This is a genomic window from Neobacillus sp. DY30, from assembly GCF_030123065.1.
Classification (GTDB): domain Bacteria; phylum Bacillota; class Bacilli; order Bacillales; family Cytobacillaceae; genus Neobacillus.
The window spans coordinates 5,048,217-5,068,546 of the sequence record NZ_CP126093.1; the positions used below are offsets into that span (position 1 = coordinate 5,048,217).

At 38.5% G+C, this 20,330-nt stretch carries 15 protein-coding genes and 1 riboswitch; of the genes, 7 read left to right on the forward strand and 8 right to left on the reverse strand.

The features are described from left to right. Positions 1-21: 21 nt before the first annotated feature. From QNH29_RS24970 to QNH29_RS24990, 5 genes are all read right to left on the reverse strand, one after another. A complete protein-coding gene (locus tag QNH29_RS24970; protein WP_283861963.1) occupies positions 22-915 on the reverse strand; it encodes a carbohydrate ABC transporter permease in 894 nt (297 codons plus the stop codon). Between the two features lie 59 nt (positions 916-974). Beyond that, entirely contained in the window at positions 975-1,859 is an 885-nt protein-coding gene (locus QNH29_RS24975; RefSeq protein ID WP_283861964.1) for a carbohydrate ABC transporter permease, read from the reverse strand. Between the two features lie 98 nt (positions 1,860-1,957). Continuing rightward, positions 1,958-2,983 carry a LacI family DNA-binding transcriptional regulator gene (locus tag QNH29_RS24980; RefSeq protein ID WP_283861965.1) on the reverse strand — a complete coding sequence of 342 codons (1,026 nt, stop codon included), beginning with the start codon at positions 2,981-2,983 and terminating at the stop codon, positions 1,958-1,960. Positions 2,984-3,618: 635 nt separating this feature from the next. Beyond that, positions 3,619-4,926, reverse strand: a complete 1,308-nt coding sequence (locus QNH29_RS24985; RefSeq protein WP_283861966.1) for an amylo-alpha-1,6-glucosidase — start codon at positions 4,924-4,926, stop codon at positions 3,619-3,621. An 80-nt stretch (positions 4,927-5,006) separates the two neighbouring features. Further along, entirely contained in the window at positions 5,007-7,457 is a 2,451-nt protein-coding gene (locus QNH29_RS24990; RefSeq protein ID WP_283861967.1) for an alpha-mannosidase, read from the reverse strand. A 491-nt stretch (positions 7,458-7,948) separates the two neighbouring features. Next, positions 7,949-8,065, forward strand: a riboswitch (SAM riboswitch). Positions 8,066-8,150: 85 nt separating this feature from the next. Here QNH29_RS24990 and QNH29_RS24995 point away from each other — a divergent pair. The 7 genes from QNH29_RS24995 to QNH29_RS25025 all read left to right on the forward strand — a co-directional run bounded on the left by QNH29_RS24995 (position 8,151) and on the right by QNH29_RS25025 (position 18,222). Next, positions 8,151-9,263, forward strand: a complete 1,113-nt coding sequence (locus QNH29_RS24995) for a methionine biosynthesis PLP-dependent protein (RefSeq protein WP_283865739.1) — start codon at positions 8,151-8,153, stop codon at positions 9,261-9,263. Beyond that, positions 9,263-10,441, forward strand: coding sequence for a cystathionine beta-lyase (gene metC / locus QNH29_RS25000; protein ID WP_283861968.1), 1,179 nt, complete (start codon positions 9,263-9,265; stop codon positions 10,439-10,441). The genes QNH29_RS24995 and metC overlap by 1 nt, the downstream gene beginning before the upstream one ends. Before the next feature lie 11 nt (positions 10,442-10,452). After that, positions 10,453-12,315, forward strand: coding sequence for a bifunctional homocysteine S-methyltransferase/methylenetetrahydrofolate reductase (locus QNH29_RS25005; RefSeq protein WP_283861969.1), 1,863 nt, complete (start codon positions 10,453-10,455; stop codon positions 12,313-12,315). Continuing rightward, entirely contained in the window at positions 12,296-15,745 is a 3,450-nt protein-coding gene (metH, locus tag QNH29_RS25010) for a methionine synthase (protein WP_283861970.1), read from the forward strand. Before QNH29_RS25005 ends, metH begins: the two co-directional genes overlap by 20 nt. 162 nt (positions 15,746-15,907) lie before the next feature. After that, positions 15,908-16,321, forward strand: coding sequence for a MarR family winged helix-turn-helix transcriptional regulator (locus QNH29_RS25015; RefSeq protein ID WP_283861971.1), 414 nt, complete (start codon positions 15,908-15,910; stop codon positions 16,319-16,321). A gap of 14 nt (positions 16,322-16,335) precedes the next feature. Beyond that, on the forward strand, positions 16,336-17,538 hold the full coding sequence (locus QNH29_RS25020; RefSeq protein ID WP_283861972.1) for an MFS transporter: 1,203 nt from the start codon (positions 16,336-16,338) through the stop codon (positions 17,536-17,538). Between the two features lie 120 nt (positions 17,539-17,658). Next, the gene (locus tag QNH29_RS25025) at positions 17,659-18,222 is read left to right on the forward strand and encodes an NAD(P)/FAD-dependent oxidoreductase (RefSeq protein ID WP_283861973.1); all 564 of its coding nucleotides are present in this window, start codon (positions 17,659-17,661) and stop codon (positions 18,220-18,222) included. Between the two features lie 43 nt (positions 18,223-18,265). Here QNH29_RS25025 and QNH29_RS25030 read toward each other — a convergent pair whose 3' ends face one another. The 3 genes from QNH29_RS25030 to QNH29_RS25040 all read right to left on the reverse strand — a co-directional run bounded on the left by QNH29_RS25030 (position 18,266) and on the right by QNH29_RS25040 (position 20,182). Beyond that, on the reverse strand, positions 18,266-18,676 hold the full coding sequence (locus QNH29_RS25030; protein ID WP_283861974.1) for a cytosolic protein: 411 nt from the start codon (positions 18,674-18,676) through the stop codon (positions 18,266-18,268). A 121-nt stretch (positions 18,677-18,797) separates the two neighbouring features. Next, positions 18,798-18,950 (reverse strand): hypothetical protein, encoded by a 153-nt coding sequence (locus QNH29_RS25035; protein ID WP_283861975.1) that lies wholly within the window; start codon positions 18,948-18,950, stop codon positions 18,798-18,800. Positions 18,951-18,961: 11 nt separating this feature from the next. Further along, complete coding sequence (locus tag QNH29_RS25040) at positions 18,962-20,182, reverse strand: helix-turn-helix domain-containing protein (RefSeq protein WP_283861976.1); 1,221 nt, start codon at positions 20,180-20,182, stop codon at positions 18,962-18,964. Positions 20,183-20,330: the final 148 nt, after the last annotated feature.

Below are 20,330 nucleotides of genomic sequence, written 5' to 3' on the forward strand. Positions count from 1 at the left end.
CCCCATTAAGTTTGAGAAGGATTATCCTTTTAATGCTCCTGCTGTAACTCCGCTGATAATCTTCTTAGAAACCATTGAGAAGAAAATTAATATTGGGATAACTGATATAACAATTCCCACATACATGGCTCCAAAGTCTGTTGAGAACTGTGATTTTACCATCGCAATCATAACTGGCAGCGGTTGCAATTCATTATCAAACAGGACAATCATTGGTGTTAAGAAGTCATTCCACTTTCCAATAAACGAAAAGATCCCCAAAGTTGCGAGCGATGGCATTAGCAATGGCAATACTAAACGATGGAAAATTTTTAACTCACCGCAGCCATCGATTCTTCCTGATTCTAGAATTTCTGTTGGGATACTAGAATCACACATTTGCTTCATAAAGAAGATACCAAATGCATTCGAAATGGATGGAAGAATGAGCGGCCAATAGGTGTTTAACATTTGGAAGCTATCCATCAACTTGAAAAAACCAATAATACCTAACTGCCCCGGAATCATCATCGTCCCTAACACAGCAAGGAAAAGAATATTTTTATATTTGAAGTTATATTTTGAAAACCCATAACCTGCTAATGCCGAGAAATATAAGTTCAATACAGTTGAAGTAACCGTAATAACCACGGTATTTGCAAAACCTCTCCAAATTGGCACGGTATCAATTAAACGTTTATAGTTCTCAATAAACTCACCGCCAGGAACGAGTAGCAGCTTCCTTGCAATATCTGAATTTGCGTGAGAAGAAGTGACCATCATACTGTAAAAAGGCAGCAGACAGGTGAAGGCAACTGCAATCAGCAAGAAGTATACTGCAAATTTGCCTAAGAATATTTTTGCATTAAACTCTTTTTTTATTTTCCTTTTGCTAAAGGAAATACTTTTTTCTACAACACTATCATTAGCTTTCATAAGGATCCCCTTTCATTCCAAGCTGAAAGTCTCCTACTTTTCTAAAGTAAAAAGATATTTTACTGTTCAACTTTGTTCATTTTTGAAAACTTCATTGTAATTAATGAGAAGAACAAGATGATAATAAAGATTGCATATGCAATTGCTGCTCCGTAACTATAATCAAAGCGCTGGAAAGCGGTTTGGAATAAGTACATCACCATCGTCAGTGTCGAATTATCCGGTCCATTTCCAAGCATCAACGGCGCATCAAATAATTGAAGACCACCGATAACGGATGTAATAAACGTAAATAATAGTACCGGTCTTAATAAAGGCAATGTTATTTTTGTTGCAATATCCCATTTTGAAGCACCATCTACTCTAGCAGCCTCATACAATTCTTCTTGAATCGATTGAAGACCAGCGATAAATACTAGCATATTGAATCCAAAGTATTGCCACATAATCACTCCTGCAACAATAAACCTTGAAAGCCAAGGGCTATTAAACCAGTTTACTGGGTCATCAAAAAGCCCAATTCCCATCAAAAATTTATTAACACTTCCTGTTTGCCAATCAAACATTAAGCTGAACAAAACTCCTAGTGTGACAGGTGTTACAATATTAGGGAAATAGAACACAGCGCGAAAGAAATGCTTCCCTTTAATAAATTTTTCGTTCAGGATCATGGCTAACGCCAAAGCAAGGATCAATTGCGGAACGATCGATAAAATCCAGATGATTAATGTGTTTCCTATCGCCTTAAAAAAGAATGTATCTTGGAGTAATCGTGAATAATTATCTAATCCTACAAACACGGGGTCTGAAAACCCATCCCACTTCGTAAAGCTTAAATAGAGTGAGAAAATAATAGGAACTAAACCAAAAATAAGAAATGTAATGAAGTATGGAAGCACAAAATAGAATCCATATTTTGATTTATTAATAGAAGAACTTCTCATGTTTTCACAGCCTTTTAAACTTTTTTGTCCACCTTTTCCTATTTTTCTTTGGATTTTTCGATGTATTTGAGTAAAGTTTATTAATCTAGAAACTTGACTTATTTTAAAGTAGAAATCGGTTCGGATATCTTCCTGCATGAGTCACGGATAATTAATTCAGGTTTTAAAAGATGGCGTTTTGCTGGGTACTCTTCTCCAGTTTCCATCCTATTAAATAATTCCGTTGCTGCTTTCATGCCCATTTGCATAAATGGCTGTTTTACTGTCGTTAATGATGGATATACCCAGCTCGCCAAAGTGATGTCGTCAAAACCCGTTATCGAAAAATTAGTTGGAACATGATATCCTCGCTCTTGAAACGCTCTTAATGCCCCAATTGCTGTTTCATCATTGGAAGCAACAACCGCAGTGAAATCTCCGTCAGCAAGTAACTGATTCATTGCATGATAACCACCCTCATTCGACCAGTCAGTAGTAACAATCCAGCTTGGATTGACTTCTAATCCTAGTTGTCCGATTGTTTCTAGATAACCTGTTAAGCGGCATTTTGTTGCCGCAGCATCCTCTGGCCCTGATATATAGGCGATTTTTTCGTGTCCAATACGATGTAGGTAGCGAACAAGTTCAGCAATACCGTAATAATTATCAACATCTACCGAAATGACATTCGGAACACCCGCGGAATCTCCAAAAACGACAACTGGGAAACCAGCTTCTGCTATTTCAACTAATTCTTGTTTGTCTCTTTTACTGAAGCTAATCATAATGATTCCATCAACATGTCCTTCAAAAAATAAATTTTGAAAGTATGACTCCTTATATTTATTTGAGGTCATACTGTAGAACACACAATTAAAACCTTTTTCCTTCGCTACCTCTTCAATTCCCCTGAATATGGATGGATAAAAAATGTTCGTAATACTGTCAACCACAATACCAATGGTTTGTGTTTTACTTCTAACTAATCTTCTCGCATTTTCATTACGGTGATAGTTCAATTCCTTTATCGCCTTTTTTAATGCCTCTTCTGTTTCCTTTTTTACTGGTAAACCATTCAAATAACGAGAGACAGTGCTTTTTGATGTATTGGCAAGTTTAGCCACATCTTTGATTGTAGGATTCATTATTGCCCTCCTCTCCTTTAGTTTAATATTTTCCCTTTCCACAAGTAGGAACGTTCCCAAAATTGACGAAACCGATCCATTCCGATAATTAAACACTGTTGCTCAACTACTATCCTCAATCCTAGTAGAATAATACTCTTTTTTTAGGAAAATTCACAAAATGAAAGAAAAGAGTTACTACTACACAAGGATTAGAAACCGTTTTCAATTAACAAAAAAAATTTTAACAACGTAATAATATAATTATCATGGTAACTCAGTAGGATACTGCTCGTACCCTACTAAGAAATTCGGGAACGTTCCCAATTAAGTGTAAGAATTATTTGTCTATTTAAATTTTATGGTGTATCTATACTTTTGTCAAACAATTATTCGACTTTCTATTAAAATATATCCGATCAATTTATTTCTATAGCTATTTTCCAGGATTCTGAACTATCTTCTTCATACTAGCGATCGTCGGATACACATACCACATCCAAATATAACTAACGATACTGCCGCTAAAAAATAGGAACAGCGCAGGTACTTTCATGAATATAAAATAGATGGCATAATTAGCGTGGTAATTCGATTAATAAGTCCATACAAACTTTTCGTATTCATTCGACTCATTCTTTATCGTGAAACCGAAATTACTTCCATTCACCCTCATGGTTAAAAATATTTACCTTTTGATTTTTTACCGCATTCTCCGCAAACAAATACATCGCAGCTGACCACGATTGGCCTGCAAATCCCATCGGACGCCCTGATTCACCATGAAACCATTCATTAAATTCCCACTCCGCTTTCTTACCTGCTTTATTCATGTTTGCTAGTTTTCCTAATTGATACTCCGCCTCCTCAAATCTTTTCGCTTGAATGAGTGCAGCGATATAGAAACCGCCAATGAAAGGCCATGAGCCACCATTATGATAATGATGCGGCAAATTAAGATTGCGAACCCGATAATAGTCACGCCAATCCTTTTCACCTTCGCGAATAGCAGGATATAAGGCTTGTACCGGAAATGGTTCATTGATCCCACAACCCTGGATATAATCGAGGATTTTATTGGCTTTTTCTTGATCCGCAACCCCAAAAACGATTGCTAATAAATTGCCAAGCGTATCAAACCGGTCTGCATAATCACGAAATCCCATATATGGAAGATAAAATGGTCTTTCCACAAGTTCTGTTTCCACCCTCTTAATGGGATAAAGCCATTCTTTTCGCTCCTTTTTAACCCAGTCCATTTTTTCCTGATTTTCTGGCGTAATCCACAATAGAATATTAATCTTCTTTTTGACATCTCTTGCATTTTCATAATAGTAACTGGAAGGAAGGTTTAATGCATCTGCCATATGGCCCATACACTTCCATGCTGCAGCATATAAAACATTATCGAAAAGGACATTGTATCGGTTTGCAAATAAATCCGCCCAGTCCATCGCTTCGTGGACTTCTAGTAAGCCACATTCATTTGAATCTTGGTAGCGTAACCAAAGCAATGCTTTTTCTAAATTCCCCCACCATTTTTTTAAAAATTCCTTGTCATTCGTTTCCATATAGTATGAGTAATGTCCAATAATATACCAAAGGTTACCATCCACACAGCCTGCATGAATCGAATCTTCAACAGCTTGTCCTTTCACACTCTCATCATTGAGCTTCCCGCCATGGGCGATTAACGCAGGATCTGCTACATTTGGAAAACCAACATTATGAGGGATTTTTCCTAATTCACTTTGAAATCGTCCCAAAGTTTCCAATGAACTACGATGAATGCTTGGACCCATATCATCCTGACATACAAGAAGACCTAGTCCACAAATCATACTATCCCTTGCCCAAACCTGTTGATAGGCGGTACTTGAGCCGAGCAGTCCGAGCTCCCCGCCATTTTTGAGTAGTATTTTTTCAGCTTTTTCTCTGCCCAATTCTACTATATTTTCTACCATATCAGTCTCTCCCAACTGGATTTTAGTTACATATTTATTTCCTTGCTTTTAAATCTATTAATCTAACAGAGATTAGTTCTTCATACAGTCACCAAGGATTTCTCAAGATCTTCGATTAAGTTCGTTTCCTTAATTTGCTCCTCGGGATTTTTCGGGATGGATAACGTTTTAATTTCAGATGGACCAAATTGCAGTTCAATCTTCCTACCCCAATTCTTCAAATCCACGTTGACTACTGTTTCTTCGTTATGGGCTTCATAAAGACGAATAATTAAATCATCATGATTTTCAGCCTTTTTTAAAGCAGAAAGAATAATATTCGGCTGGTCAATCTCAATAAATGAATCCTCTTGAGCTAAAGAACCTTTATGATAGGTTTCCACAATGAGCTGCGGCTTTTGATTCAGTTCTAATGCATGTTTAACCGTTTCGGCTTCTTGCCAGCTATTTTCATGTGGCAGCAATTGATAGGTAAAAGTTTGAATCCTTTGATCAATAATCGGATAATCCTCGTCCGGATCTGGTACGAATGGAGCATGATGGGCATAAATTGGGCTTCTTAGAACCGTTAAATTGATACTATTTCCACTTACATCGACACCATATTTTCCGTCATTAAGAAGACTTAAACCATATATATCTTTCCTTTGTTTGCTAATTGTGCCTGTTACATCAATCCAATTTTGCATTGGCTTTTCATCTCCGTTTGCCTCGCGCGAAGCATGCCCAAATGGAATCTCAGAAGTTGCATGCCGTTGATTAAAGCTTACTGGAAACTTGAGTTTTAACGTTTGGTAACTTTCTTGCCAATTTACTTTCACTTTCACTTCAATCTTATTTAACTGTTTGTACATGATAAAGTCCTGGACAATAGTGGATGATTGAAACTTAGACGTGACCCGAATAACCCCTTTTACAGGACCTTCTTCCAGCTTTTTAATCCGGATTGGCTTGAAGACTCCGGCGATTTCATCAAAGCGAAGTTTCCCATGTCCCCATGAATCGGAAGAATCAATCATGACATAAGGGATAGCTGCGTCACTCTTGAACACTTCGATTTCCTTCTCTTTGTCGAATAAACTGCTGATACCACCAGTTTCTTTATCAATTACTAGCTTGAAGCGGTCGTTTTCCATTTCGTGATCGGTTACTTTTACAGATTCAAACTCTTTTGTCGGCTTAACCGCACGAAGTTTATACGTGCTATATCCTAATGGTGGAAGTTCAGCCACAAAGGCAACTCTTTTTCGATTCGGTACTTTCGCGACAGAATCAATGATTTGGCAAGGCACTTCATTTCCATTAACATCTTCAATAATAAATTCTTGTGGCAATAAATAATTCACAAAAAGCCCATACTCAATTTCAACATTTACCTTTACCGGCCATGAATGAGGATTAAAGATGACCATTGGCTTCATGTCTTTTTCTTCTTCGATATCAATATTCCAACTTAACGATTGGAGGGCGTAATTCATATTTCGTGATGCAATACTGATCGACTCGCCAAATAAATCTCTAGCATCATCATATGCTTCTGAAATGCTTGTCCCCGCTAAAATATCGTGGAACTGGTTAAATAAGATTCCCTTCCAAGCCTGATTCATGTCTTCTGGATACGGTTGACCTGTCGTCCAGTTGGCAACCGAGGAGAACTTCTCAGCCATTAAAGTGAGATTTTCAGAATATCGATTTAGCTTTTTTACTTCGGAATGAACAGAATAACAACCAATCGCATGATGGTGCAGATCGTCATGGACAACCGGAAGAATATCCTTAAACCTCTCTACATGGTCAAAAAATTCATTCGGTGAACTAAAAATAAGATTGGTATCTTCCATCGATTGGTTTAATTTTTTAATAATCTCGATATTTTCCTTTGTCGGCCCGCCGCCATGATTACCAACACCATAGAAGCACATTAGATGATTGAAAGAATGCTTAAGTTCATTTTTACAATGCATGATGTGATTTTCTAGATGGTCAAAGGTGCAATATTCAAAGGGAATGCGAAACGCTTTTACCCGAGAACCATCTTTGGATTCCCATAAAAACAACCTGCCCGGCAGCCCTTTTTCCTCTGGACCTGGTCTCATAAATACATAAGAATCCATGCCGGATTTCTTTAAAATTTGTGGCAGCATTCCATTATGACCAAAGCTGTCAACATTGTAGCCAACAGTGGCGGTGACCCCAAACTTTTCTTTAAAATAGTTCTGGCCGATCAGCCCTTGTCGGACAAATGATTCACCACTTGGAATATTACAATCCGGCTGAATCCACCAGCCGCCACAAATAATCCATCTGCCTTCTTGAATTCTTTGCTTGATTTCTTGAAACATTTTTGGATCGTTTTTTTCTATCCATTCATAATACGCAGCCGAACTTGAAGTAAAAATAAAATTCTCATATTCTGTTAGACGATCGAGTGCTGAACGAAATGTTGCCTTCACTTCTTGAAAACCTTCCTGCCAGCGCCAAAGCCATACGGGGTCGAGATGTGCATTTCCGATCATAAACATGTTTTTCATAGGTGATTTCCTCCAATTCCAATTTCCATCATCTCAATGGTAAAATTAAATAGTAACTCCTCTTAATTAAATGCAAAAAAGATCGTTGCCAAACGAGTTTGAAACCGCCTTCACAAACAAAAAAAAAAAAAAAATAGACTTACCTTATTTTTTGATTCATTATAACATTCTACTTTAACTTTGTGTATCCATTAAACTAAGTTTATGATAAAAGATATATCTTCCTTGGTGCGGCTGCATTCATCGTTAAGTACTTAAAAGACGGAGAGATTATTTTTAAAAGGTTAGGTGAGGCACAAATATCAATTGATATTTTATTATTAATGCTCTAAAAACTCAGCATCACACTGATGTTACAAATGTCTTGCTAGCAACCATCGATTCGTAAAAATAATTTAAAAGTTTTCTTGTATAAGTAGATTTCCTTTAAATATTAATTGACACTTCTGCTTTAGTGTAGTAAATTTTATAAAAAGTCTAAATATTATACTTTCTTATCAAGAGAGGCTGAGGGAATGGCCCTATGAAGTCTCAGCAACCTTCAATGATATTTTTCATTGAAAAGGTGCTAAGTCCTGCAAGTTTCTTGTTAACTTGTAAGATAAGAGGAATGACCTGCGCGCGTCGTGCATCCAAAAGTCTTCTTCTTATAGAAGACTTTTTTTGTTTATATAAAGGAGGATAAAGGCAATGGTGTATAAAATTGATACAAAGTTAGCTCAAATTGGAAATAGAAGTGATACGGTGACAGGCACCGTAAATCCTCCTGTTTATTTTTCAACAGCCTACCGTCACGAGGGGATTGGACAATCTACAGGATATGATTACACAAGAACAGGTAACCCAACCCGCCAGCTTCTAGAAAAGGCGATTGCGGATTTGGAAGGTGCTGATCAAGGATTTGCCTGCAGTTCAGGGATGGCAGCCATTTTTACAATTCTTTCTCTTTTCGAGTCTGGGGACGAATGGATTGTGAGTGAGGACTTGTACGGAGGAACGTATCGTTTACTAGAGAAGGGCTTTAAAAAATGGGGCTTAAAGACCCAATATGTTAATACTTGTTGTCCGGAAGAGATTGAAAGAAAGATTACTCCTCAAACCAAGGCGATTTTTCTAGAAACTCCGACTAACCCGCTTATGCAGCAATCGGACATTGCGGCAGTGTCAAAAATTGCAAAAAGCCACGGAATTATTCTGATTGTTGATAATACGTTCTATACTCCGCTTCTCCAACAGCCAATCTTGTTAGGCGCGGATATTGTCATTCATAGTGCAACGAAATATTTAGGCGGCCATAATGATGTCCTAGCTGGTCTGGTTGTTGCTAAAGGTAAAGAAATCTGTGAGGCATTGGCTTTTCATCATAATGGAGCCGGCGGAGTCCTAAGTCCTTTTGATTCTTGGTTAGTAATGCGCGGAATGAAAACTTTATCGCTAAGAATGCAAAGACATGAAAGCAATGCTAAGGCCATTGTCGAATATCTTTCTAACCATGATGGCATTACAGATGTTCTATACCCAGGAAAAGGCGGAATGGTATCGTTCCGCGTACAGGATGAAGCTTGGGTGAATCCATTCCTTCAAAGCCTTTCTCTCATTTCATTTGCTGAAAGCCTTGGCGGAACAGAAAGCTTTATAACGTATCCAGCAACACAAACACATGCTGATATTCCAGAGGAAATTCGAATTCAGTCAGGTGTTTGTAATAGACTATTAAGATTCTCTGTTGGACTTGAAGACCCAACAGACATTATTGAAGACCTTGAACAGGCATTAGCAAAATTAAAAGAAGGAGTGATTGGATAATGAGTTCAGAAAATTATCGTTTTGAGACCAAGCTCCTTCATAATCAGCATAAAGTCGATCCAGCCACCGGAGCAGTTAGCGTGCCCATCCAGCATGCTTCTACCTTCCATCAATTTGATATAGAAAATTACGGTAAATATGATTACGCTAGAAGTGGAAACCCTACGAGAGAAGCTTTAGAGGATGTTATTGCTGAATTAGAAGGCGGAACGAGAGGCTTTGCTTTTTCGTCAGGAATGGCTGCTATTTCAACAGCCTTCCTTCTGCTTTCCTCTGGTGACCATATCGTCATTACTGAGGATGTGTATGGCGGTACCTATCGAATGGTCACTCAAGTGTTGACTCGATTCGGGATTGAACATACCTTTGTAGATATGACTGATTTAGATCAAGTAAAAGAGGCGATAAAGCCAAACACCAAAGCATTTTATGTTGAAACCCCGTCAAATCCGCTATTAAAGGTGACGGATATCAAAGCCATTACAACTTTGGCAAAAGAAATCAACGCAATTACTTATGTAGATAATACATTTTTAACTCCTGAGTACCAGAGGCCATTAGAGCTTGGAGCTGATGTTATTCTTCATAGTGCCACTAAGTTTTTATCAGGACATAGCGATGTGGTCGCAGGTCTTGCGGTTGTAAAGGATGAAGAATTAGGCAAGAGACTGTACTCCCTACAAAATTCCTTTGGTGCTGTACTTGGGGTACAGGATGCATGGCTTGTGTTGAGAGGAATAAAAACCCTTCACGTGAGACTAGAACAATCACAAAAATCAGCCATTAAAATAGCAGAATATTTAGAGTCTCATCCGCTAATTGAAAAGGTTTATTACCCTGGACTTGAAAATCATCCACAGTACGAGCTTCAAAAGAGTCAGGCAGGCGGACCCGGGGCGGTTTTATCCTTTGAATTCACAAATGAACAAGCACTCCAAGTGTTTCTTTCAAATGTAAAAATACCTGTTTTCGCTGTAAGTCTCGGTGCGGTTGAATCTATTCTATCCTACCCTGCGAAAATGTCTCATGCAGCTATGCCGCAAGAAGAAAGAGAAATGAGAGGAATTAAAAACAGCCTCATCCGTTTATCCGTTGGCTTAGAGAATCCTGACGATTTGATTAAAGACTTCTCACAGGCGCTGCAACAGGTGAAAGAAAAACTATTGGTCTCGCAGTAAGGAGAATGATCATGACCTTTTTAGATAAATTAAAAAGCCAAATTTTAATAGGTGATGGTGCCATGGGCACCCTTCTTTATTCATTCGGTAAAGATAGCTGCTTAGAAGAGTTGAACCTTTCTCATCCGGAAAAAATTCAAGAGATCCATAAAGCATATATAGAAGCGGGTGCGGACGTCATTCAAACCAACACCTATGCTGCAAATTATCTAAAACTGCAGAGATACGGTCTCGAGGACTCCGTTAAAGCTATCAATAGTGCTGCCGTCCAAAATGCAAAATTAGCAGCACAACATGATGCTTATGTACTAGGGACAATCGGTGGTAACCGCGGGATAAAGCCTAGTACTTTATCAATTGAAGAATTAAAACGCAGTTTCCGTGAACAGCTGTATTGTTTATTACTAGAAGGCGTGGACGGGCTTTTATTAGAAACCTTTTATGATTTTGAGGAACTGGAGACGGTCCTAACGATTGCTCGAAAGGAAACAAAGCTGCCGATTATTGCCCAGGTGTCCCTTCATGAGCCTGGCATTTTACAAGACCAGACACCGATTAATGAGGCGTTTACCCGTCTTGAAAACCTCGGTGCAGATGTCATTGGTTTGAACTGCCGGCTAGGACCCCACCATATGTTAAAGACACTAGAGCAGATTGAACTGCCTAAACATGCTTACCTTTCAGCCTACCCAAATGCGAGTCTGCCAGCTTATACAGACGGTAAATTCCATTATGAGGGAGATGCAGATTATTTTAAAAAATCTGCCCGAAGTTTCCGTCAGGAGGGCGTTCATTTGCTTGGCGGATGCTGTGGTACGACTCCATCCCATATTCAGGCATTCGCAGCAGAACTAAAAAATAGCGTGCCTGTCACCGAAAAAGTAGTGAAATTTGAAACAAAGAAAATCATTATTGAACACGGTGCAGCAGCTAAAAGGGAATTCCAGCCTCTTGAGGAAATTGTTAAGGAACGACCATCGGTAATCGTAGAATTAGATACTCCTAGAAAGCTTGATACAACCAAATTTATGGAAGGTGCAAAGGCGTTGAAGGAAGCCGGAATCGATGCGATTACAATGGCCGATAACTCCTTAGCACAGGTAAGGATTTCCAACGAATCTTTAGGTTACCTTGTTAAACAAGAATTAGGAATGCGTCCACTCATCCATATTGCCTGCAGAGACCGAAATATTATTGGTTTACAGTCCCACCTAATGGGACTTCATACGCTTGGAATGCATGATGTTCTCGCAATCACCGGTGACCCTGCACGAGTTGGGGACTTTCCTGGTGCCTCCTCTGTTTACGATGTATCATCATTTGAGTTAATTCAAATGATTAAACAGTTAAATGAAGGCTTGTCATTCTCAGGGAAAGACCTCGGTCAAAAAACAGCTTTTAGTATTGCGGGTGCCTTTAATCCAAATGTCCGTTCAGTAGAAAAAGCAGTGAAACGTCTTGAGAAAAAAATCGAATACGGAGCAGATTATTTCATTTCACAGCCGGTTTTCTCTGAGGAAAAATTAATCGAAGTCTATGAACATACCAAACATCTAAATGCACCTATTTACATTGGTTTAATGCCTTTAACGGGCAGCAGGAATGCGGAATTCCTTCATAATGAGGTACCGGGGATTAAAATCGCTCAATCGATTAGAGACAGGATGGCAGCATTGAGTGATCAGCCATTACAAGCTGCACGTGAAGGAATTGAAATAACAAAATCTTTAATTGACACAGCACTTGATTTATTCAATGGAATCTATTTAATCACACCATTTTTACGTTATGAACTAACAACAGAATTAGCCATATATGCCAGACAGCGTGCAAGTCAAGTTAGGGGGAACAGCTATGTCGAAAACTCCATTTAATGAACAAATACACAAACGAATCCTAGTAATGGATGGTGCCATGGGGACCATGCTTCAGCAGGAGAATTTAACAGCAGAGGACTTTGGCGGTGAGCAATACGATGGCTGTAACGAGTATCTGAACTTAACAGCGCCTAATGTGATTGCCAAAATTCATCGTGAATACTTAGAGGCTGGAGCGGATATTATTGAAACCAATACCTTTGGGGCTACTAGCATTGTTCTTGATGAATACAATCTTGGCTTTAAGGCCTATGAATTAAATAAAATTGCCGCACAAATTGCAAAAAAGGAAACTGAAAAAATTTCTACTGCGGAATGGCCTCGGTATGTGGCTGGGTCAATGGGACCGACCACTAAGACGTTAAGCGTTACTGGCGGGACTACTTTCGACGCACTCACTGCCTCCTATGAAGAACAGGCAATCGGGCTGATTGACGGTGGCGTGGACCTTCTGCTTCTTGAAACAAGTCAAGATATGCTGAATGTTAAGGCAGGCTTTATTGGGATAAAAAATGCTTTTAGTAAAACTGGGAAAGTTCTCCCGCTAATTGTATCAGGTACAATTGAACCGATGGGCACAACGCTTGCTGGACAATCGATTGATTCGTTTTATATCTCCTTGGAGCATATGAATCCAGTTGCAGTCGGGCTGAACTGTGCGACTGGGCCGGAATTTATGCAGGATCATATCCGTTCACTTTCCAATCTTGCTTCTACTGCGATTATATGTTATCCAAACGCAGGTTTGCCTGATGAAGAAGGACATTATCATGAAACTCCAGAAACATTAGCGAAAAAGCTTGCTGACTTTGCGGCCCATGGCTGGTTAAATATTGTCGGCGGCTGCTGTGGAACCACGCCCGATCATATCCGGGCGATTTCAGAAGAAATGAAAAAGTACACACCACGCGAGGCACAACCTTCTGATTTCCATATGGTATCAGGGATTGAACCTTTTGTTTACGATGATCCAACGCTCCGTCCGATTATGGTTGGTGAACGTACTAACGTCATTGGATCTCGTAAATTTAAACGCCTCATTAACGAAGGGAAAATTGAAGAAGCTGCAGAGATTGCTCGTGCCCAGGTAAAAGGCGGTGCACATGTCATCGATATCTGTCTTGCAGACCCAGATCGTGATGAGCTTAGCGACATGGAGAATTTCATTCCAGAAGTGGTGAAGAAAATAAAAGTGCCGCTGGTTATTGATTCAACAGATGAGAAAGTAATCGAAAAAGCACTCAAGTATTCTCAAGGAAAAGCCATCATTAACTCGATAAACCTTGAAGATGGTGAAGAAAGATTCGAGGCAGTCGTTCCACTTATTCATAAGTATGGTGCAGCGGTCGTCGTTGGTACGATTGATGAGAAAGGTATGGGCGTTACAGCTGAAAAGAAATTAGAAATAGCCAAACGTTCTCATGACATTCTAGTCAATAAATATGGTTTGAAGCCACAGGATATAATTTTTGATCCGCTTGTTTTCCCTGTAGGTACTGGTGATGAACAATATATAGGATCTGCAAAAGCAACGGTGGAAGGTATTAAGTTAATTAAAGAACATCTTCCTAAGACACAAACCATTCTTGGTATCAGCAATGTATCGTTCGGTCTTCCGCCAGTTGGCAGAGAAATCCTAAACTCCGTATTTTTATACCACTGTACATTAGCTGGTCTTGATTATGCGATTGTTAACACCGAAAAACTAGAACGTTTCGCTTCTATCTCAAAGGAAGAAGTCCAATTAGCAGAGGATCTTCTTTTTAAAACAACAGATGAAACATTAGCAACTTTTACTGAATTTTATCGCGGTAAAAAGAAAGAAGCAAAAAGTACAATACCAGACATGAGTTTAGAAGATCGACTCTCTTATTATGTGATAGAAGGCACAAAAGAAGGCTTACTGGACGATTTGGCGCTAGCACTTGAAAATTATCCTGCTCCACTAGATATTATTAATGGACCATTAATGGAAGGTATGAAAGAAGTAGGAAGACTTTTTAATGACAATCAGTTAATCGTAGCTGAAGTACTTCAAAGTGCCGAAGTTATGAAAGCAGCCGTCTCTTATTTAGAGCCATTCATGGAAAAAGGAGATGTTTCTGCTTCAAAAGGAAAGGTCATCTTGGCAACTGTAAAAGGCGATGTTCATGATATTGGGAAAAACCTCGTTGATATTATCCTTAGCAATAACGGTTATGATGTCCTTGATTTAGGGATTAAGGTATCACCAACTGAATTGGTTCAAGCGATTCAAAAAGAAAAACCGGACATTGTTGGATTATCAGGACTACTGGTAAAATCAGCTCAGCAAATGGTGTTAACTGCACAAGATATGAAAGAAGCCGGGATCTCAACACCAATCCTTGTAGGCGGAGCTGCTCTTTCTAGAAAGTTCACCGATACAAAAATTGCAAAAGAATATGAAGGACTCGTTCTTTATGCAAAAGACGCTATGACCGGACTATCATTAGCAAATCAGCTTCAATCCCCAGAGGAACATGAAAAACTGATTGCTGAAAAAAATGAAAAGCTAGCTGCTTTAGATATACCTCGAGATTTACCAATTCGTTCAGCGGTATCTACTGCAGTAAAAACTAGACCATCTGTTTCAACAGAAGTTCCGGTTTTCACACCGATGGATACAAAGAAACATATCTTAAAAACATACTCTCTATCCCATATTGAGCCATATATCAATATGCAAATGTTAATCGGCCATCATCTTGGTGTAAAAGGAAAAATAGCAAATTTGATTGCTGCCAAGGACGAAAAGGCGATAAAAGTAAAAGAAGTTGTAGATGGACTATTAGCAGACGCTAAGAAAGAAAATTGGATTTTACCTGCTGCTGTTTATCAATTTTTCCCTGCTCAGTCCGATGGAAATAAAGTTTTCATTTATGATCCGGAAGAGCCTAATACTATTATTGAGACGTTTGATTTCCCACGTCAAGATTCTGCACCGCATTTATGTTTGGCTGATTTTATTAAATCCGTTGACAGTGGTGAAAAAGATTATGTTGGTTTCTTTACAGTAACGGCTGGAAGAGGAATCCGGGAAAAAGCAGATCAGTTAAAGGCAGAAGGACGTTTTCTTGAGAGCCATGCTCTGCAAGCTTTAGCGCTTGAAACAGCTGAAGGATTTGCAGAATTAATTCATCGTCAAATGCGTGACCGCTGGGGATTCCCTGATCCACTGACGTTTACGATGCAGGATCGTTTTGCTGCTAAGTATCAAGGACAGCGTTTCTCTTTTGGATACCCTGCATGTCCTGATTTAGAAGATCAGAAGAAACTATTTGCGTTAATTCATCCTGAGGAGATTGGAATCGAATTAACAGAGGGGTGCATGATGGAGCCAGAAGCTTCCGTGTCGGCCATGGTATTTGCCCATCCTGAGGCAAGATATTTCAATGTTCTAAGATAAATGAAGTCCGCGGATCAATTCCGCGGATTTTTATATTACTCCCAGAAAACCCATTAATAGCAAAGCATACCTTGACATTTCACTCTAAAGTCGATATAGTTACCTAGGTAAACAAAATGATTACCCAGGTAACTATTTATATTATATTTGGAGTGAACACATTTGACCAGCCACGCATTATTCCATACGCTGCATCAACTTTCTCGTCAATTGACCAATAAACTTAATGAAGCTCTAAAACCATTTGGATTATATAGTGCCCAATGGTCTGTTCTCTATGTATTACATACCAAAGGCTCACTAACTCAAAAAGAAATCTCTGAGTATTTGTTCGTCGAAGCGCCTCCAATGACTCGTACCATTCAACGGCTTGTTAAACAAGGGTATGTAAGACAGATACCAGGAAAGGACAAACGGGAGAAGTATATTCAATTAACGGAGCTAGCAGTAAGTGAATTTCCTAAGTGGGAGCATGCTGTTTCGGAATGTAATCAAACTTTATTAAATCACTTCCCCGAAAGTTCACAACAAGAATTATTAAAACTGCAAAGTGTTTGGTTAAAACAGCTTTTGTAAAGGAGTGAAAAAACATGAACAAACCTAAATTATGGACGAGGGATTTTATTAATATTTCCTTGAGCAACTTTTTCCTATTTTTAACTTTTTATATTTTACTCGTAACTCTGCCTATATACGCATTACAGGAATTTGAAAGCAACGCTTCACAAGCTGGACTCATGACAACTGTTTTTTTACTCTCAGCCATTCTTTCACGACCGCTTGCTGGACAATGGCTTGAGCGAGACAGCAATAAAAAAGTGCTTTTAACCGCACTTATTATTTTCGCTGCGGCTTCCCTATTATACTTCTTCCCCAAAACAGCAACAGGATTCCTAGTTATTCGTTTATTACACGGAGTGGGCTTTGGTATGGCCACTACCGCTGTAGGAGCGATTGTTGCCGACCTCATTCCTAGTTCAAGAAGAGGAGAAGGAATGGGATACTTTGTAATGTCGACAAATATGGCAATGGTTTTAGGGCCATTTATAGGGTTGACAGCTATCCAGCAATGGGGGGCAAAAACAATGTTCATCCTATCTGTAATTGTGGCCATAGGGGCGCTAATCACTGGCCTCACAGTGAAGTTATCAAAGACTGAGAAGGCTAAACAGCAGGTTATTCTCCCTGCTTTTTCATTGAAAAACTTTATTGAACCTTCAGCAGTCTCCATTGCTATTGTTGGTGGTTTTTTAGCCATTGTATATTCTGCACTGCTTTCTTTCGTATCTGTATACGCAAATGAAATCCATGTTTCAGAAGTTTCAAGTCTTTTCTTTGTTGTATACGCGATTATTTTATTAATATCTAGACCATTTACGGGTAAATGGCTTGATCAATACGGTCCCAATGTGATTGTATTCCCCTCTATTATCATGTTTGCGATTGGTATGTTTGTATTGAGCCAAAGTGGAGGCGCGATTACTTTCCTTATTTCAGCCGGGATGATTGGCTTAGGATGGGGTACTCTTTTTCCAACCTTTCAAACAATTGCCATTCAAAATGCCGCTCCTAGAAAACGAGGTTTAGCTACCGCTACTTTTCTATCAATCTATGATACTGGTATAGCATTAGGCTCATTCTTGATAGGATTAATTGCTGCCAAAATGGACTTTAGTTCCTTGTACTTCCTGTGTTCTTTCTATATTCTTATTGGAGCTGTTCTTTACTATTTCATTCAAGTGCGTAAGCCAGTAATGAAGAGCCAGCACTATTTAAAAATAAAAGAGCAATAATTGACAAGAACCATCATTTACCCGATGGTTCTTGTCTACATTCTGAGCAGTGATTTTTACTTTTCTGATTTATTAGGTTACACTTTTTTTGTATATTATTTCTGAATGGAGGTTTTTTTCATGTTAGATGTGGTTGTAATTGGTTCTGGACCAGCCGGAGCAAGTGCTGCTTTATTGACGGCTAAAGCAGGAAAGAAAACTTTGGTGCTTGATAATGATAAGACAGTTACAAAGCGTGCTTGGGTTGAAAATCATTATGGCGTGATGGAAATCTCTGGACCTGACCTCGTTGAAATTGGTAAGCAGCAGGTAAGTAAATTTGGCGGGGAAATCGTTCAGACTACTGTTACCAACATTAGCAAAGTTGAACAAGGCTTTAAGGTTGAAACCGAAAACGGAGACTATGAAGCAAAGCATGTAATTGTTGCTACAGGTTTCCTTGTAGACCTGGCTGAAAAAGCAGGCTTACGTACAAAGCCTGGTACTGAACCAAGAGTAAAGACAATCCTTGATGTAGATGCGCAAGGTAAAACAAATGTCGATGGTATTTGGGCTGCTGGAACTGTGGCTGGTGTGAGCGTACATACCATTGTTACTGCTGGTGATGGTGCGAGAGTTGCCATCAATGTTATTAGCGAATTGAATGGCGAACGCTATGTAGACCATGATGTATTAAAAGCTTAATTCTTTTTATAAAGAAGGGTGTCCTAATTTAAGGACACCTTCTTTATACTTCTAAATCCTTTCCTTCTTCAACGATATGGAATAGAAGATGGGCTAGATGATGAATCGGTCCATAATCTTCTTCCTCTTCACTTACCTCTTCATTGAATTCAAGATCGTTTAGATAAAGGGCTGTAAATTCATAAAAATCCTTTAACTGGAAGGAATAGCAGGCTACTGGATCTTCACTGCCATCCTCTCCAGTCGGATCTTCATATTGAAGAACCATATAGGAAACATCTCCATCTGCATCCTCTGCGTCGAAAAAAACGAAAAAGCCAATATTTGTATCTAAATCAAATAAATGCCTTGTGCCCCCTTCAGTTGCTTTTTCAAAATCCTCTTGGCTAAGCTTTTGAATCTGCATCGAATCTACATTGTCTTCTTGGTGAAAGCCAACAACAAATGATTTCATTACTCTTCCTCCTTGTTAAACCACATATAAACTACTTTACCCCTTATTTATAGTTTTCATTAACATTATGGAAGAAAATAAAAAAATCTCGACAGCAGGCAGCTGTCAAGATTTTTAAAGATTACCCTACTGGTGGATAAATAGGGTCAGCTTGGGCTTTATTTATTTGAGTCTTTGCGACATCAACCGATGTATTTTGACTGGTAGTATCATTCGAAGGTGTTGCAAAAACAAGTATTGAGAGTGAAAATAATAAGATGATTGCTTTTTTCATTTTCTTCCTCCTCAAGTAATTTTAGATAGATAATTTACTGCTTCAAGATATTTCTCTTGATGATGATAATGCTCAGAAAGCAGTTTGTAAAAATGAATCATATCCTCTTTGTGTTCTTTCGAGCCTTCTAAAAAGGGAATTACCTTTACCTCTAAAAATTTCATTGCCTTTTCAGGGGAATCCATTTGAAGTAAGTAAAAATCAGCTAAAAGACCTTGTTTTTTTGTGCCAATACCTTTGGAAAGTTCCTTAACCTGAAGGAAACATTCCTCTGCTTTCTCCATGTCTGATAATTTATAATAGATTTCACCAATCCCATATAAAGTTACTAAATAGTTTTGGTTTTTTATTGTCTGTAAAGATAAACTTTTTTCATAATAGGTTAATGCTTCTTTCACGTTGTTCATCTTATCTTGCAAGTACCCCATATTATGATAGATTTGTGGAAGCATCCTTTCTTCCTTTAACAACTCCGCATTTCGAATTAAGTGCTTAAAACAAACCTGTGCTTCCTCATAAATCTTTGAATTTGTATAGCTAATACCTAGCAGCATCAAGGTATGAAGTATCCGATAAAAATTATGCTGATTCATAAAAATTTGCAGTGCTGACCTGCCAAAATGTATCGCATGCCCGGGCTGATCAAGCGCACTCTTGACTAATGCCCAGTGATATAGGAATTCTCCATTCGTTGTTTCATTGTTATTTTCCACAAATAGCTCATCGAATATTTCATCAGCTTTTTTATGGTGACCCTTTAATATTAAGGATACAGCATTATAATAGCGAAATAAATACTTCTCATGTTGGGAAAAATTTTTCTTTTGCTTGTATAAAATATCTCTTTGAGCATCTGCTTCTGTAAGTAATCCCTTGAATAATAGATACCGATATTTATATAATTCATATGAATACATATGAGCAGAAAACGGAATAACATGTTCGATTTCTTTTAAGCTATTAAATATTATTTCTATTTCTTCTCGTAAATAGAAGTTTATTTTCTCTGCAAAGTCCTTGAGAAGGCTTTTTATTAACTCCTCTTTTTCTTCCATCTCTTCAAAGCTGACTTCCAGTCTTTCCAACAGTAAGGAAATAGTTTCTTCATTCGCATCTTTTGAATTGTTCTCGATCTTGCTTAGATGAGGGATAGAGCAAATTCCAGCAGCAAGTTCCTTTTGTGTGATCCCTTTTTGGGTTCTGTAATATTTGATTAATGGTCCAAATTCCATATCACCACCACCTTTAGAAGTTTTTTCCTTTTTCCTATCATTTTATAACATCCAGCCCACCTCTTCCATCTATTTGTTCAGACTATTTTAAAAATTATTAAATAGCGTAAAAAGCCATCTGTTCGTAATAAACAGATGGCTTTATGTT

Excerpts from the sequence above, each read along its gene's own strand:
- QNH29_RS25020 (WP_283861972.1), top strand. The coding sequence starts at position 16,336 with ATGAACAAACCTAAATTATGGACGAGGGATTTTATTAATATTTCCTTG.
- QNH29_RS24980 (WP_283861965.1), bottom strand. The coding sequence starts at position 2,983 with ATGAATCCTACAATCAAAGATGTGGCTAAACTTGCCAATACATCAAAA.
- QNH29_RS24985 (WP_283861966.1), bottom strand. The coding sequence starts at position 4,926 with ATGGTAGAAAATATAGTAGAATTGGGCAGAGAAAAAGCTGAAAAAATA.
- metC (WP_283861968.1), top strand. The coding sequence starts at position 9,263 with ATGAGTTCAGAAAATTATCGTTTTGAGACCAAGCTCCTTCATAATCAG.
- QNH29_RS25025 (WP_283861973.1), top strand. The coding sequence starts at position 17,659 with ATGTTAGATGTGGTTGTAATTGGTTCTGGACCAGCCGGAGCAAGTGCT.
- QNH29_RS25005 (WP_283861969.1), top strand. The coding sequence starts at position 10,453 with ATGACCTTTTTAGATAAATTAAAAAGCCAAATTTTAATAGGTGATGGT.
- QNH29_RS24990 (WP_283861967.1), bottom strand. The coding sequence starts at position 7,457 with ATGAAAAACATGTTTATGATCGGAAATGCACATCTCGACCCCGTATGG.
- QNH29_RS24970 (WP_283861963.1), bottom strand. The coding sequence starts at position 915 with ATGAAAGCTAATGATAGTGTTGTAGAAAAAAGTATTTCCTTTAGCAAA.
- QNH29_RS24975 (WP_283861964.1), bottom strand. The coding sequence starts at position 1,859 with ATGAGAAGTTCTTCTATTAATAAATCAAAATATGGATTCTATTTTGTG.
- QNH29_RS25040 (WP_283861976.1), bottom strand. The coding sequence starts at position 20,182 with ATGGAATTTGGACCATTAATCAAATATTACAGAACCCAAAAAGGGATC.
- metH (WP_283861970.1), top strand. The coding sequence starts at position 12,296 with ATGTCGAAAACTCCATTTAATGAACAAATACACAAACGAATCCTAGTA.
- QNH29_RS25035 (WP_283861975.1), bottom strand. The coding sequence starts at position 18,950 with ATGAAAAAAGCAATCATCTTATTATTTTCACTCTCAATACTTGTTTTT.
- QNH29_RS25030 (WP_283861974.1), bottom strand. The coding sequence starts at position 18,676 with ATGAAATCATTTGTTGTTGGCTTTCACCAAGAAGACAATGTAGATTCG.